Genomic DNA, 14,870 nt, shown 5'->3' on the forward strand with positions numbered 1-14,870 from the left:
GATTCCCGATAAGTGGGGTAGTGAGTCCGTTGATTATCAACGGTGCCAGCTATGCCCCACATCGGTGCGCCTCTTGTGTTTGTGTAAGAGTAGGCCGACAGACGATCTACATCTTGTCGTCCGCTTCCAGGTTATTGCGGATCTGCTGCAACAGTCCTTGTAATTGAGTCAACTGCTCGGCGCTCATGCCAGTGACGGCGGCCGACGAGGCGTGGATGCCCAATTGGTGCAGGCTGTGGAAGATGTTATGGCCTGCCGCGCTGAGCGTCAGGCGGGTGATGCGGCGGTCTGCCTCGTCGGCGGTGGCGTCCAGCAACTGCTTGTCGCGCAGGCCTTTCAGCAGGCGCGCCAGCTGCGCCTTGTCACGGCCCGAGTGGGCCACCAGATCGCCCTGGGTGGCGCCGGGATGGCGAAAAAAGAAGCCCAGCGCCTTGTATTCCATATGCGTCAACTCGTGCGGGTTGTCGCGCAAGCCGCGCAACTGGCGGGCGCGGAACAAATGCATGATCGAGTGGATGGCGTCGAACACCTGTTCCGATTGGTTGACTTTATTAACTTGTTTGGTCATAATAGGGGACATTATCAACTAAGGAGCGGAAGATGAGCAATCGAATTCAGCGCGTGCGGCACGACATCAAACGGCGGGAACTGCAAGTGGCCAAGGTACAGCATCTGGCTCCGGACTATGTCAGCGTAACATTCAAAGGCGAGACCTTACACGATTTCGTCTCGGCTTCCTACGACGACCATGTCAAATTCATGCTGAGTGATGAAGGCCGGCGCGATTTCACTCCGCGCAGCTATGACAATGTGGCCGGCGAACTGACCATCGAATTCGCGCTGCACGCCACCGGCGCCGCCTCCGACTGGGCGCGCCAGGCGGCCGTGGGCCAGACGGCGGTGATCGCCGGTCCGCGCGGCTCGATGATTATCCCGATGGATTATGACTGGCATCTGCTGGCCGGCGATGCGACCGCGCTGCCGGCGATTCGCCGCCGTTTGGAAGAACTGCCGCGCGAGGCGAAAGTAACGGTGCTGGTGGCGGCGGAGAGTGCGGCTTTGCTGCCGTTCCGCAGCGAAGCGCAGGTGGACCTGCAACTGCTGGACAGCCAGGAAGCGCTGCTGGCCGCGATCCGCGCCCTGCGACTGCCGGCGGGCGAAGGCTTCTTCTGGTTTGCTGGTGAAGCGTCGGTGGCCGCGCAGGTGCGCGACGCGGTGTTTGTCGACAAGGGCCACCCGCGCGAGGCAGCCCGGATCTCCGCGTACTGGAAGCAGGGTGCGTCCGGCCACCACGAAGACCTGTAACAGTTTAGATGCGCAGCGCGTCTACCACCAGCTGGAAGGCGGATGAGGACTGGCGGCGGCTTGGGTAGTACAAGTGATAGCCGGGGAAGGTCGGGCACCATTCTTTCATGACGCGTATCAGCGTGCCTTCCTTCACCAGCTCGCACACCATATCTTCCGGTACATACGCGATGCCGTAGCCGGCCAATGCGGCGCGCAGGCGCGAGGTGGTGTTGTTGAACACCCATTGGCCGTCGACGCGCACGTTAAGTTGCGTGCCGTTCTTTTCAAATTCCCATATCTGCAGATTGCCGTGCGTGGGCAGGCGCAGATTGATGCAGCTGTGCTGTTGCAGGTCTTGTGGCGCGCGCGGTTTGCCATGCTTGGCAAAATACTCCGGCGTCGCCACCACCGCCATACGCAGGTCGGGGCCGATGCGTACCGCGATCATGTCCTTTTCCACCTGGTCGCCCAAGCGCACGCCGGCGTCGAAGCGCTGGGAGACGATGTTGGTCATGCTGTAGTCGACGTTGATGTCGATCTTCACATCAGGATAGTCGTGCATAATCGGCGACAGCTTGGGCCACAACACATTGTTGGCCGCATGCTCGGCCGCCGTAATGCGGATGGTGCCGGCCGGCTTGTCGCGCAATTCGTTGAGCGAGGCCAGTTCCTGCGTGATCTCGTCAAAGCGTGGCGCGGCGGTGTTGAGCAGCCGTTCGCCGGCCTCGGTCGGGGTGACGCTGCGCGTGGTGCGCGTCAGCAGGCGAATGCCCAGGCGCGTCTCCAATCCGCGTATCGTGTGGCTCAGCGCCGACTGCGATACGCCCAGCTGCTTGGCCGCCTTGGTGAAGCTGCCCTCGCGCGCCACCGTCACAAACGCCAGCAGGTCGTTGAAATTCTCGTATTCCATTGATGAAGACTCGTCATAAGCTCATCCGGATTATACCGTCTTATCAATAGGCCGCTGCGCGCCCAGACGGTCGGCCATGCCTCCAACCTGGAATTCGTGGCGCTTACCGCATCCAGCATCTTCCTGATACTGGCGCTGCTGCTGATGGTGCGGTTGCAGCGATCGCGCGTCTTAGTTAGCTGAATTTGATCTGGCTGACGCCGATCGATACCACCAGCGGTTCCGGCTGGTGTCCCAGGTCGGCGTCTCGCACGTAGATCAGGTGGCGGGTCGGCATGCTGATGCCGTCGAAGGTGCCGTAGTCATGGAAGTAGTGCACCGCCGGCGTACCGCCGCTGATATCGACGTCATAGTCGTGGCGACGCAACTTGCCGTCTTCGGCGAAGTAGAACGTCTGTTCGCGGCTGTGGGTGGCTATGCTGTCCGGGTAGCGCACCTTCAGGCGGCGCAGCGATTCCCCGCCCTCCTGCCACGACATCAGTTCTTCGAACTCGAAACCTGGTTCGGCAAACGCGAACGGCAGCGTCAGATAATTCCAGATGGCGTAGCCGACGAAGTAGGCCAGTTGCGGCTCGCTCCATTGGGTCTCCAGGCCAAAGCCGGCAAACGAATCGCGCGGCGACGGCAGCGATTCGACCACCGTGTCGTCTGCCGTTTCGATAATGGCGTGCTGCGGCGTGACCGAGGTGCGGCGGCCCGCCGCGCCGAACGGCGAGTGCGAAGTCCACTGACGATGCAGTTCGATGCTGACATCCACTTCATCCAGTTTGCCACCGTGGCCTTTGAGTGGCCACAGAATGCCGCCCTGGCTCAGATGCGCGGTCAGCTTGTTCAGGCTTTTCCAGTGTTGCAGGCCGCCGTGGGCCTTCAGGACTTGTTTGAGCAATGCGTTCATGATGTTCCTTGGTGTGTGAGTTATTGAGGGCAGGGCATGCCGGCATCCGCCCATGTTTCCAGCGCCTTGATGAAGTCTTCATGCGACATCGGCGGCAGCGTGCGCTGGGCGCCCGGATTCCACGCCCACAGCACCAGCGGATCGGTTTTCATGTGTTCGATCACTTGTTCGCCGGTCTTGCGGTTGCCGTTGCGTTTTGGGTCTTTCATCTGCTGGCACACGCCTTTCTTGTCCAGGCCTTGCCACTTCATGCTGAGCGGCGCCAGGTGCCAGTTGGGCGCGCCCGGCACGCGGCCTTGCGCGCTGTTGGACGCCTGGTGGCAGGCGGCGCAATGCAGCACTGCCGAACCGTGGCCGTCGGCGCCGCGCACCACCTGCTGCGCGTGAACGATGCCGATGTCCTTCTGGTGCGGGGCCTCGACCTGGTGGCAGTTGATGCAGCGCGGCGACATCACCACGCTGGCCACCGGGTCGAACAGCTTGCCGTCACCTTTGGGCGCGGCCTGCGCTACCCCGGCAAGCGCGGCACACATCAGCAGGAGCGCGCGCATCATGCTTTCCCCGCTGCTTTGTGGATGGCGGCGCGGATGCGCGGATACGTGCCGCAGCGGCAGATATTGCCGGACATGGCCTGGTCGATGTCCTTGTCGGTCGGTCTGGGAATCGCCTTCAGCAGCGCGGTGGCGGCCATGATCTGGCCGGACTGGCAGTAGCCGCATTGCGGCACGTCGATTTCCGCCCATGCCATCTGCACGCGCTTGCCGACCGCCGATTCGGCGATCGCTTCGATGGTGGTGATCTTCTTGCCTGCCGCCGCCGATACCGGCGTGACGCAGGCGCGCGACGGCTGGCCGTCCAGGTGCACGGTGCAAGCGCCGCACAGCGCCATGCCGCAGCCAAATTTGGTGCCGGACATATGCAGTTCGTCGCGCAGCACCCACAGTAGCGGGGTGTCTGGTTCGGCCTCGACGTCGACCGCTTTGCCGTTGATGTTCAATGAAGTCATGCTCGTGCTCCTGTTAAGTGGTTGCCGCGGCCAGGGCCTTGGCGATTGGCAGCTTTCGCACCCGGGTGCCGGTGGCGGCATACACCGCGTTGGCCAGCGCCGGCATCAACGCCGAGGTGCCCGGTTCGCCCATGCCGCCGGGCGCCTCGTTGCTGCTGACGATGTAGGTATCGATCACCGGCGTTTCGTGCATGCGCAGCACGCGGTAGTCGTGGAAGTTGGTTTGCTCGACGCGGCCATCCTTGAAGGTGACGTCGCCATACAGCGCGCCAGAGATGCCGAAGATAACGGCGCCTTCCACTTGCGCCTTGACCGTGTCCGGATTGACCACCACGCCGCAGTCCAACGCGCATACCACGCGGCTGACGCGCACTTCGCCGTCCTGGATATGGGCATCGACCACCATCGCCATGTAGGTGCCGAAGGCGAATTGCACCGACAGTCCGCGTCCGGTCTTGCCGGCGTGAGATCCCTTCCAGCCGGCTTTTTGCGCGGCCAGCTTCAGCACCTGTTCAGCGCGTGGATTCTGCTTGAGTAGCGCCAGCCGGTAGGCCAGTGGGTCAGCCTTGGCGCTGGCCGCCAGTTCGTCGATGAAGCTCTCCACCACGAATACATTGTGGGATGGGCCGACGCCGCGCCAGAACGCGGTAGGGATGTGCGGCGGTTCGTGGCGGGTGTAGTTCACCTGGATCGCCTTGAAGTCGTAGGGCGGCTTCTCGGCACCGTCCACGGTTTCCGGGTCCCAGCCGTTGTTGAACGCCGGTGGCAGGAAACGGCCCAGCACCGAGGAGCCGGTGGTGTGATGCGACCAGGCCACCACATCGCCTTGCGCATCCAGCCCAGCGCGCATCTGGTCGTAGAAATAGGGGCGATACATATCGTGCTGGATGTCGTCCTCGCGGCTCCAGATCACCTTGACCGGATGCGGGACCTCGCGGGCGATGCGTACCGCGCGTTCAACGCCGTCGATTTCCAGCCGGCGGCCAAAGCCGCCGCCCAGCAGGAAATTATGCACGCTGACTTTTTCCAATGGCAGGCCGGTGACCTTGGCCGCCACCGCGCGGGCGCGGGTGATGACCTGGGTACCGGTCCAGACTTCGCAGCTGTCCGGCGTGACGTGCACGGTGCAGTTCATCGGCTCCATCGGCGCGTGGGCCAGGAAGGGCAGCTCGTAAGTGGCGTCGATGACGCGCGCGGCGCCGGCAAAGGCCTGCTCCGGGTTGCCGTCGCTGCGCACTTGCGCGCTGCCGGCATCGGCCGCGCGCACCATGTCGGCGACGATGTCGGCGCTGCTCAGTTTCGCATTCGGACCGTCATCCCAGCGCAGGTCCAGCAACAGCAGGGCTTTGTGCGCGGCGCCGTAGTTGTCGGCGATGACGGCGGCGCCGTCGTCCAGCCTCACCACCTGGTGCACGCCGGGCACCTTGAGCGCGGCCGCTTCGTCCAGCCCTGCCAGACGGCCGCCGAACACCGGCGATATCGCCAGCGCGGCCACTTTCATGCCGGGCAGCTGGACGTCGATGCCGTATTCGGCCGAGCCATTCAGCTTGTCCGGCGTGTCGAGACGGCGCGTGACTTTGCCGATCAGACGGAAGTCCTTGGGCTGTTTCAGTACGATGGTCTTCACATCCGGCAGCGGCAGTGTGGCGGCGGCGTCGGCCAGCGCGCCGTAACCGAGCTTGCGGCCGGACGGCGCGTGGATCACCGTGCCATGCTCGGCGCGGCAGGTGGCGGGATCGACCTGCCACTGCTGCGCTGCGGCCTGGATCAGCAGCAAGCGCGCGGCGGCGCCGGCCTGGCGCATCGGCATCCAGGCGGCGCGCATGGTGGTCGAGCCGCCGGTGACCTGGAAGCCCAGCGCCGGATTCATATAGCGCTTGTCGTCGGCGCCGGCATGCTCCAGCGCGACGTCCTTGAGGTCCACTTCCAGTTCCTCGGCGATCAGCATGGGAATCGAGGTGTAGGTGCCCTGGCCCATTTCGACATAGGGCATGGCCATGTGAACCTTGCCGTCGGCGGTGATGCGTACCACGGCGTTCGGTTCGAAGACGCTGGAGGACGTGGTCGAGGCGTCACGCGCGCGCGCCGCAGGAATGGCGATTTGCAGCATCAGACCACCGCCGACGGCGGCCATGGCCTTCAGGAATAGGCGGCGCTCGGTCATGCGAGTTCCTTGCGCAGGAAGGTGTCGACCTGTTCGACGAACAGCGACGGGTACTGGAACAGCGAGGCGTGGCCGGCGTCCGGATACAAACTCAGTTGTGCATTCGGCAGGTGCTGGAACAGGCGTATCGATTGCTCGGTCGGAAACATGGTGTCATTGCTGCCCTGGACCACCAATACCGGGTGCTTGATGCGCTTCAGCAGCGCGTAACCGGCGTCGCGCTGGCCGCACCAGCTTTCGATTGCCAGGTACTGGGCGGTGAATGTCTGCGACGGCGGATTGGGGCCTGCCTCATCGCGGAACTTCAGGCGTTGCAGGAAGGCCTTGCCGCGTTGCTGGCTGTTGGCGGTCGGCGTGAAGAACAGGTGCAGCAGGATTTCGCCCGGCGTCTTGCCGCCGATTTCGCTGATCACCTTGCGGAAGTCGCCCGCGCCCATGCCGGACGGGCAACCGCCGGCCAGCACCATGCGGCGCACGCTCTTCGGCAGGTTGGCGGCGATTTCCTGCGCCAGGAAGCTGCCCAGCGAAAAACCCAGCAGGTCGACCTGCCCCAGGCCCAGCGCCTCGATTACGCTCAGTGCCTGCTGCGCCATCTCCGGCACGTTGGACGGCGTGATCCCATGCGACGCGCCGACGCCGGCGTTGTCGAATACGACCACTTGCCGATGCCGGGCCAGGCCCTCGATCACCAGCGGGTCCCAGTTGTCCATGGTACCGGTGAAGTGCTGCATCAGGAACAGCGGTGGTTCGGTGCCGCGCTCGCCGTACAGGCGATAGGCGGTCTGGATGCCGTTGACCGTGATGTATTGGGTCGTCATGGGAGCTCCTTGCAGGGTGAAATGAAAAAATTATATGAGCGCGCTCCCTGCAATTTGGGACGTAAACCGCGCAATTCGGGACATGCTCCCCATATGAGGGGATGCTGCACAGCGACCGTGTGCAAGCTAGCCCCCGAAAGAGGTTAGATGCCCCCGCTTACGCTGGATCCCGGCGCGCGCGACGCTCCGCTACCATCGGCGCATGAAATCAATCGCCTTTTTTGTGTTCCCAGGATTCGAGGTGCTGGACTTCGCCGCGCTGACGGTGTTCGAGCTGGCGAACGTACTATCGGGCGCGCGTTTATATGACATGACGATGCTGTCGCAGACTGGCGGTAGCGTCGCCAGTTCCGCCGGACCGGCAGTCGCAACGCAGGCTGGCGCCGATACATCAGCCATCATGGATACGGTGCTGGTGTTCGGCACGGTCGGCAGCATGCCGACCAGCGCGCCGCTGCTGGAGATGGTGCGCAGCGCCTGCATGGCCGCACGCCGCGCCGGCAGCATCTGTACCGGCGCTGAACTGCTGGCGGCCACCGGGCTGCTGGACGGGCGGCGCGTCACCACGCACTGGGCGCGCGCCGCCGACCTTCAGCAGCGTTTTCCGCTGCTGAAGGTGGAGCCGGAGGCAATTTACATCCATGATGGGAAGTACTGGAGTTCGGCCGGCATGACGGCCTGCATCGACTTGGCGCTGGCCATGGTGCAGCAGGATCATGGCGTCGAGCTGGTGCTGAAGATCGCGCGCCAGATGGTTATCTATCACCGCCGTGCCAGCAACCACTCGCAGTTCTCCACGCTGCTAGAGATGGCGCCGCGTTCGGACCCGATACAAAAAGTGCTGTCCTATGCGCGCACGCATTTGCGGCGACAGCTGTCGGTGGACGAACTGGCCGGCGTGGCGAACCTGAGCCGGCGCCAGTTCAGCCGGCGCTTCCGCGACGAGACCGGGCAGTCGCCGGCCAGGGCGGTGGAGTCGCTGCGGCTGGAGTCGGCGCGCGCGATGATCGAAAACACGCGCCACACGCTGGACTACATCGCCCGGGAATCGGGCTTTGCGCAGGTGGAGCAGATGCGGCGCGCCTTCCTGCGCGTCTGTGGTGCGCCGCCGCAGTCGCTGCGGCGGGCAGCCTAGGTCTGAGCCTTGCGCACGAACAGTGCGGTGAGCATGCCGATCACGCAGACCGCGATCACATAGAAGGCCGGCGCCAGCGGTTCATTCTTCAGCATCAGCGTGACCACCATCGGCGTCAGGCCGCCGAAGATGGCGTACGACAGGTTATACGAGAACGACAGGCCGGAAAAGCGCACCTGCGGCGGGAATGCCTGCACCAGCACGCACGGCACCGCGCCGACCACGCCGACAAAGAATCCGGTCAGGCCGTACAGCGGCAGCAGCCATTCCGGCTGCACCCGCAACGTGGTGTAAAACACCCAGGTGCAGATGGCCAGTAGCAGGGCGCCGATAAACAGCACCGGCTTGGCGCCGATGCGGTCGGCCATCACGCCGTAGCAGATGCAGCCCAGCGCCAGGCCGACCGTGGCCAGGGTGTTGGCCAGCAGCGAGGTGCGGGCGTCGATGTGATACATCTTTTGCAGCAGCGCGGGCGTCATCAGGATCACCACCACGATCCCGGCCGACAGCATCCAGGTCAGCAGCATCGAGACGGCGACGGCGGCGCGGTGGCTGCGCAGCACGGTCTTGAGCGGCATCTCGGCGGCCAGCGCCTGGCGTTGCGCCATTTCGGCAAACACCGGCGTCTCGTGCAGCCAGCGGCGCAAGTACATCGAGGCCAGGCCGAACACGCCGCCCAGCAGGAACGGCCAGCGCCAGGGGCCGGCCAGTACTTCCGCTGGGAGGTAAGCGGTATTCAGGCCGGTCGCCACCAGGGAGCCAAGCAGGATGCCGACGGTCAGGCCAGCGGTCAGCACGCCGCAGGCGTAGCCGGTGTGGCGCGCCGGCACATGCTCGGAGACAAACACCCAGGCCCCCGGCACCTCGCCGCCGACCGCCGCGCCCTGCAGCACGCGCATCAGCAACAGCAGCATTGGCGCGGCCAGGCCGATGCTGGCGTAGGTCGGCAGCAGGCCGATGGCCAGCGTCGGCACCGACATCAGCAGGATCGACAGCGTGAACATGCGCTTGCGGCCCAGCAGATCGCCGAAGTGCGCCATGACGATGCCGCCCAGTGGCCGCACCACGTAGCCGGCGGCGAAAATGCCGAAGGTTTGCAGGGTGCGCAGCCACTCCGGCATGTCGGGCGGGAAGAACAGCTGGCCGATGACGTTGGCAAAAAAGACGAAGATGATGAAATCGTAGAATTCCAGCGCGCCGCCGAGGGCGGCCAGCGCCAGGGTCTTGTAATCCTGGCCAGTCAGCGGCCGGCTGGCGGTGGCAGGCGGAACGGCGGTGGCGATCATGTGCGCAGGTCTCTTATGTCGGTAGGGATAGGGGCGTATGCTACCCTAGAACGGGGGATGCCGGGCTGCGTCAAAATGCGTAGAATCACTGATATGAGCTATCCACACTCCATCCGTGTCATGATCGTCGACGATCACCCCTTGCTGCGCGAGGGGCTGCTGGCTATCCTGGCGAAAGCGCCGGATATCGAACTGGCGGCCGAAGCTGACAGCGGCGAAGAGGCGGTAGCGCGTTATGCCGAAGCCCGGCCCGATGTCACGCTGATGGACTTGCGCATGCCGGGCCTGGGCGGCCTGAATGCGATTTCGGCGATCCGCCGCAATCGTCCCAACGCCCGCCTGATCGCCTTGAGTACCTATGCCGGCGGCGCGCTGGTGCAGGCCGCGCACAAAGCCGGCGCCAGTGGCTATCTCCTCAAAAGCATGCTGGCCGAGAATGTGCTCGACAGCATACGCACGGTGCATCGGGGACGCGAGGTTTGGCCTTCCGAACTGCTGGGCGGGCAGATTTATTTTGACCGCGACCGTTTGAGCTTTCGCGAACTGGATGTGCTGCGCAATGTGGCCGGCGGCCTGTCCAACCGCGCCATCGGCGAAAAGCTGGGCATCAGCGAGGAAACCGTCAAGAGCTATATGCGCACCGTGATGACGAAACTGGACGCCAATGACCGCACCCACGCGGTCACCATCTGCCTGCAACGCGGCCTGCTGGAAACCTGGGAACTGTAGGCAGGACGGGCACACGGCACGATGACGATTTCCTCCGGCCGGCAGCCTTTGCTCGATGCCCTGACCCATCTTGGCGCCCATGCCGGCAAGCGCGCCAGCCACGCGCGAGGTTACTGCGCCGTTGGCCACTTCGCGCCGCATGCCAACGCCGCCCACTTTGCCGACATTGCGATACTGCGCGACGGCCCACTGCCGGCCACCGTGCGTTTTTCGGTCGGCGGCAGCGATCCGGCGATTTCGGAAAAGACCCGCAACCTGCGCGGCATGGCGGTGCGCGTGCACGGCGAGCATGAATCGTATGACATGGTGCTGGTATCCGAGCCGATTTTTTACGCCGCCACGCCGGTTTCCTATCTGAGCTACCTGGAAGCGCAAGCCGCTGACCCCAATACCGGCGTGCCCGATCCGCAGCGCATCGCCGCCCACGAGCAGCGCCACCCGGACACGCTGCGCCTGCCGGCCTTACTGGCGTCGCACGCGGCGCCGTCCTCGTATGCCTGCACGCCCTATCATTCGACCCATGCTTTTCTGTTCACCGGCGCGGATGGTGTTGCGCGGCCGGCGCGGCTCATGGCGGTGCCGGAAGCCGGTACGCGCTATTTGAGCGCAGCGCAGGAACGCCAGCTACCATCTGCCTTTCTGGAGCGCGAGATGGACGAACGCCTGCTGCAAGGGCCGATCCGCTTCCAGTTGTACGCGCAACTGCCGGCGGCGGGCGATCCGCTGGACGATCCCAGCATGCCATGGCAAGGGCAGGAGCGGGTGCCGCTTGGCGCGCTGCTGATCACCGCCCTGGCCGACACCAGCTGCGACTTCATGACCTTTATGCCCACGCGGCTACCGACCGGCATTGCCGCCAGCGACGATCCCATGCTGCGCGCCCGCGCCAACGTCTACGCCTCGGCCTCGCTGGCGCGGCGGCGATAGGCCAGCGTGGCCGGCACCGAGATGCGCCACACGGTGCCGCCGGCGCCGGTTTCCAATTCCAGCCCGGCCTGCAGGCGATGGGCGCGTTCGTGCAGGCCTTCCAGGCCCCAGTGTCCCGGCTTGCTCTGCGCGGCCGCCACTTCCGCCGGCATGCCGACGCCGTTATCGCTGACCACCAGCTTGAGCGCGCGCTCGCCCCACTGCAACACCACATTTACCTCGCTGGCCCGGGCGTGGCGGATGGCGTTGAGCAGGCACTCGCGTCCCATCAACAGCAGTTCGTCGTGGACGACGGGGTGCAGTTCGCGCGGCGCGCCTTCGCTGCGCACCGCGATTTGCAGGCCGGCGCCGGCATGTTCGGCGGCGGTGGCCTGCAGGGCGTCGCTCAAATTGAGCCGCGTGGCGGCTTCGGCGCGCAGTTCGCTGACGCGGTCGCGGCCCTCGACCAGCGCGTCGGTGGCCAGCTTGACGGTGCGGTCCATCGCGTGTCGCATCGGTTCCTGCGGCGGCAAGTCCATGGCGATCGCCTTGACGCTGTAGATCACCCCTTGCATCGATTGCAGCAGGGTGTCGTGCAGGTCGCGGGCGATGCTCTCGCGCTCTTCCACGCGCAGGTTGAAGCGCTCCAGCGCGCGCCGGGTGTTGATGCGCAGCCGCTGGCGGTACAGCAGATAGAGCAGGGTGGCGGCCAATAGCGCCAGCGCTGCCTTGAACCAGCCGGTTTGCGTCACGGTGGGATCAATGCCGAAGTCCAGGCTTGCTTCTTTGCTGCTGACGTTATTTTCGTTCACCGCGCGCAGCAGGAAGCGGTAGGCGCCCGGCCCCAGGTTGGTGTAATAGGCGCTGCGGCGCTGGCCGGCCTCCTGCCAATCCTGGTCGATACCATCGAGCCGATACTGGAAGCGCAGCTTTTCAGGTTTGTCGGTCCCCAGCCCGGTATAGTCGATGCGCAGTTGCACGGTGCCGGCAGGCAGGCGCAGTTGATCTTGCGGCGCGTAGGCCGCATCGGCTTGCAGCAGCAGGATTTCCACGCGCGGCTGCAGTGTGCTGCGCCAGAGTTTGTCGGGGTCCAGCCGCCACAGGCCGGAAGTGCTGGCGAACCACAGCTTGCCTTTGCTGTCGGTGAGCGCCGTGTTGTCCCATACGCCGGTAGCTGCTTCGCCGGCATAACCATCGGCGGCGTCGAACAGCGTATAGCGCAGCAGGCGCTCGGGATGCGTCATGGCGTCCTGCCAGTCGGCCTGAGTGATGCGCAGCACGCCATGGCCGCCATTGAGCCAGCGGTCGCCGTTGGCGCTGGCGGTCATGCCGGTCACATTGCTCAGCGCCGCCGGCTGGTCGGTGTTCAATTTGGTCCACTGGCCGTCGCGCAGTACGGCGACGCCGTTCTCGCCGGCGAGCAGCACCTCGCCGCCGGCAAAGATGCCGCAGATCGCCGTGATGCCGTGCTGCTCGGGCGACCAGGCGGTGCGCACCACGCCATTGTCAAAGTGCGACACCACGCCCTTGCTGCTGACGAACCACATCTTGCCGTCGCCGTCCACCGCAGAGTTGATGTAGCCCGATTCCATGACTGCGGAGCGCTTGCGCCACTGGCCGTCGACCAGCACAAAGGTGCGGCGATCGGCCAGCTTCAGCCACAGGCGGCGGCCGTCGTCGACTACCGCATAAGTCGCGTAACTGCCCGGTTCTGCGGGCCAGGCGATCTGCTCGACCCGCTGGCCGCGGCGTCGCGTGAGCGCGGTCGGACCCGCCATCAGCAAGGCGCCGTTGCGGTCGGCCGCGACGAAATCGTAGTCGGCGTGCGCGCGCGGCGGCTGGCCCGGCGTCAGCTGCCAGACGTTATGTTTGCGGCGGTCGCTGACCCACACCTCGCCGTCGTCGCCGCGCGCCAGCGTGTAGAAGCCGTCGGCGCCGCCGACCTTGGCCGGCAGCATGGCGCTGTTGCGGAAGCGCTCCAGGCCCGCCTGCGTCGCCATCCAGATATTTCCGAGATGGTCTTCCAGCAGCAGATTGGTCGACAGATTGCTGACCTGCCATGGCTGATCCAGTTTATCGGTGGCGTCGCGCGACGCCACCACGGGCTGGTTGCGCTGGTCGGCGCCGCGCAACAGGCACAGGCCGACCGGGCAGCGCACCGTCCACAGATTGCCGTCGTGGTCGAACTGGCTGTTGACACTGGCCCGCGACGGCGCCAGCCAGTCGGGCCGGCGCAGCGTCGGCGCGGGGGTGGGCAGTCTTTGCAGGCGGTCCCCGGCGCCGGCCCAGAGCTGGCCATCCGGCGTTTCGACCAGCGCGTCGGAGGGCGCGGCGTCGATCCGTTCAAAGCGGCCGCTGTCGCGGTTCAGGACAAAAGTGCCCTTGTCGGAACCGAGGTAGAGCCGTCCGTGCTGGTCGGCCAGGCTAATCGCGACCAGGCCCTCCAGCCCGGACGCCGGTCCGATCACCTGCCACTTGCCGTTGGCCCAGCGGCGCACGCCCTGGCCGCTGGTCACCCACAGGCTGCCGTCGATATCGCGCGCCACGGAGTACACCGACATCAGACTGTCCTGCGCCTGCGCCAGGTGTTCCAGCCGGCCGTCGGCATGGCGCACCGAGAAGCCAGGCCAGACATAGCCGATCATCAGGTCACCGTTGGGCATCGCCACCAGATTGCTGATACGCGAGTGCAGCAGCTTGCTGCCGGGTGGCGGCACATAGGGTTCGAAGCGCACGCCGTCGAAGCGGTAGATGCCGGTCGGTGTGCCCAGCCACAGCCAGCCATCCGGCGTTTGCGCCATGCTGGTGATTTCGGCTGGCGCGCCGTCCTTGCTGGTCCAGATGGTGTGGTGGTAGTCGCGCAGCGGCGTGGCGGGATCGAGCGCCTGTGCGGGGACGGCCGTCAGCACGGCCAGAGTGGCCAGCAACGGGATAAATCTCCTGAGGACAAGCGGCATGACGGAACAGAGGGCGGGACGAAGTTTGTAAATATAGCATGCTGCAATCTTCCCGGGATAGAAGCTCAACCGTTGTGCCGCCGCGACGCGCATGGTGCGATGCAATATGAATAAGTCTTTACAAATTCCCACGGTGAGCTAAAGTTGATGGAAAATGATAACGCTAACTTAGCGCCCATTGGACTCCCTCGATACCGTGTTGGTAAGTGCTTTCACGCGGCATCAATTCTTGCAGGAGGCTAATGTTAGCGCTATCTAATTTTGGAGACATGGATGCAGAGTATCCGGTGGGTGGTGATGGGCGTCAGTGGCTGCGGCAAGAGCACGGTGGGGCAGGCGCTGGCGACTGCGAACGAAGTCGGCTTCGTTGAAGGCGACCAGTTTCACCCCCCGGCCAACGTCGCCAAGATGTCGGCCGGCGTGGCGCTCAACGACGCTGACCGCGCCGAGTGGCTGCTGACGTTGCAGGCGCAGATCCGCGCAGCGCGCGAACGTGGTGAGGGACTGGTGATTTCCTGCTCGGCGCTGAAGCGGCGTTACCGCGATCTGCTGCGCGAGGGCGATCCGGCGCTGCGTTTCGCGCACTTGAGCGGACCGAAGGAACTGATCGCGGCGCGCATGCATACGCGGGTTGGCCACTACATGCCGACCTCCCTGCTGGACAGCCAGTTCCGCGATCTCGAACCACTGCAATCCGACGAAGCAGGCGTCACGCTGGACATAAGAGTACCGCCCGACGATCTGGTGACGCAGATCCGCAGGGAGTAGCAGCAAAGT

General features: G+C 64.9%; 14 protein-coding genes. 5 read left to right on the forward strand and 9 right to left on the reverse strand.

The features are described from left to right. Positions 1–106: 106 nt before the first annotated feature. The gene (locus GTP55_RS11285) at positions 107–568 is read right to left on the reverse strand and encodes a MarR family winged helix-turn-helix transcriptional regulator (RefSeq protein ID WP_161045031.1); all 462 of its coding nucleotides are present in this window, start codon (positions 566–568) and stop codon (positions 107–109) included. Positions 569–600: 32 nt separating this feature from the next. On the opposite strand from GTP55_RS11285, the gene GTP55_RS11290 reads away from it, so the two are divergent. Next, positions 601–1,305: a siderophore-interacting protein gene (locus tag GTP55_RS11290; RefSeq protein WP_161045032.1), complete on the forward strand. Its 705-nt coding sequence runs from the start codon at positions 601–603 to the stop codon at positions 1,303–1,305. A 4-nt stretch (positions 1,306–1,309) separates the two neighbouring features. Here the strand turns inward: GTP55_RS11290 and GTP55_RS11295 are convergent, their stop codons facing one another. The 6 genes from GTP55_RS11295 to GTP55_RS11320 all read right to left on the reverse strand — a co-directional run bounded on the left by GTP55_RS11295 (position 1,310) and on the right by GTP55_RS11320 (position 7,080). Further along, entirely contained in the window at positions 1,310–2,197 is an 888-nt protein-coding gene (locus tag GTP55_RS11295) for a LysR family transcriptional regulator (RefSeq protein WP_161045033.1), read from the reverse strand. Between the two features lie 175 nt (positions 2,198–2,372). After that, positions 2,373–3,092 (reverse strand): hypothetical protein, encoded by a 720-nt coding sequence (locus GTP55_RS11300; protein ID WP_161045034.1) that lies wholly within the window; start codon positions 3,090–3,092, stop codon positions 2,373–2,375. A gap of 20 nt (positions 3,093–3,112) precedes the next feature. Next, positions 3,113–3,646, reverse strand: coding sequence for a hypothetical protein (locus GTP55_RS11305; protein ID WP_161045035.1), 534 nt, complete (start codon positions 3,644–3,646; stop codon positions 3,113–3,115). Then, positions 3,643–4,098: a (2Fe-2S)-binding protein gene (locus GTP55_RS11310; RefSeq protein ID WP_161045036.1), complete on the reverse strand. Its 456-nt coding sequence runs from the start codon at positions 4,096–4,098 to the stop codon at positions 3,643–3,645. The genes GTP55_RS11305 and GTP55_RS11310 overlap by 4 nt, the downstream gene beginning before the upstream one ends. 13 nt (positions 4,099–4,111) lie before the next feature. Then, complete coding sequence (locus tag GTP55_RS11315; protein WP_161045037.1) at positions 4,112–6,262, reverse strand: xanthine dehydrogenase family protein molybdopterin-binding subunit; 2,151 nt, start codon at positions 6,260–6,262, stop codon at positions 4,112–4,114. Further along, positions 6,259–7,080 (reverse strand): alpha/beta fold hydrolase, encoded by an 822-nt coding sequence (locus GTP55_RS11320; RefSeq protein ID WP_161045038.1) that lies wholly within the window; start codon positions 7,078–7,080, stop codon positions 6,259–6,261. The genes GTP55_RS11315 and GTP55_RS11320 overlap by 4 nt, the downstream gene beginning before the upstream one ends. A 202-nt stretch (positions 7,081–7,282) precedes the next feature. On the opposite strand from GTP55_RS11320, the gene GTP55_RS11325 reads away from it, so the two are divergent. Further along, on the forward strand, positions 7,283–8,215 hold the full coding sequence (locus tag GTP55_RS11325; RefSeq protein ID WP_161045039.1) for a GlxA family transcriptional regulator: 933 nt from the start codon (positions 7,283–7,285) through the stop codon (positions 8,213–8,215). Here GTP55_RS11325 and GTP55_RS11330 read toward each other — a convergent pair. Further along, positions 8,212–9,501 (reverse strand): MFS transporter, encoded by a 1,290-nt coding sequence (locus tag GTP55_RS11330; protein ID WP_161045040.1) that lies wholly within the window; start codon positions 9,499–9,501, stop codon positions 8,212–8,214. The two genes, GTP55_RS11325 and GTP55_RS11330, sit on opposite strands and share 4 nt — an antisense overlap. 93 nt (positions 9,502–9,594) lie before the next feature. Here GTP55_RS11330 and GTP55_RS11335 point away from each other — a divergent pair, with 93 nt between their 5' ends. Continuing rightward, positions 9,595–10,230, forward strand: coding sequence for a response regulator transcription factor (locus GTP55_RS11335; RefSeq protein WP_161045041.1), 636 nt, complete (start codon positions 9,595–9,597; stop codon positions 10,228–10,230). A gap of 21 nt (positions 10,231–10,251) precedes the next feature. Then, a complete protein-coding gene (locus GTP55_RS11340) occupies positions 10,252–11,157 on the forward strand; it encodes a catalase (protein WP_161045042.1) in 906 nt (301 codons plus the stop codon). Here the strand turns inward: GTP55_RS11340 and GTP55_RS11345 are convergent. Next, a complete protein-coding gene (locus GTP55_RS11345; protein WP_161045043.1) occupies positions 11,124–14,063 on the reverse strand; it encodes a sensor histidine kinase in 2,940 nt (979 codons plus the stop codon). The two genes, GTP55_RS11340 and GTP55_RS11345, sit on opposite strands and share 34 nt — an antisense overlap. A gap of 303 nt (positions 14,064–14,366) precedes the next feature. Here GTP55_RS11345 and GTP55_RS11350 point away from each other — a divergent pair, with 303 nt between their 5' ends. Continuing rightward, complete coding sequence (locus GTP55_RS11350) at positions 14,367–14,861, forward strand: gluconokinase (RefSeq protein ID WP_229257878.1); 495 nt, start codon at positions 14,367–14,369, stop codon at positions 14,859–14,861. Positions 14,862–14,870 lie beyond the last annotated feature (9 nt).

The sequence above is a fragment of the Duganella margarita genome (assembly GCF_009857535.1).
Taxonomy (GTDB): domain Bacteria; phylum Pseudomonadota; class Gammaproteobacteria; order Burkholderiales; family Burkholderiaceae_D; genus Rugamonas; species Rugamonas margarita.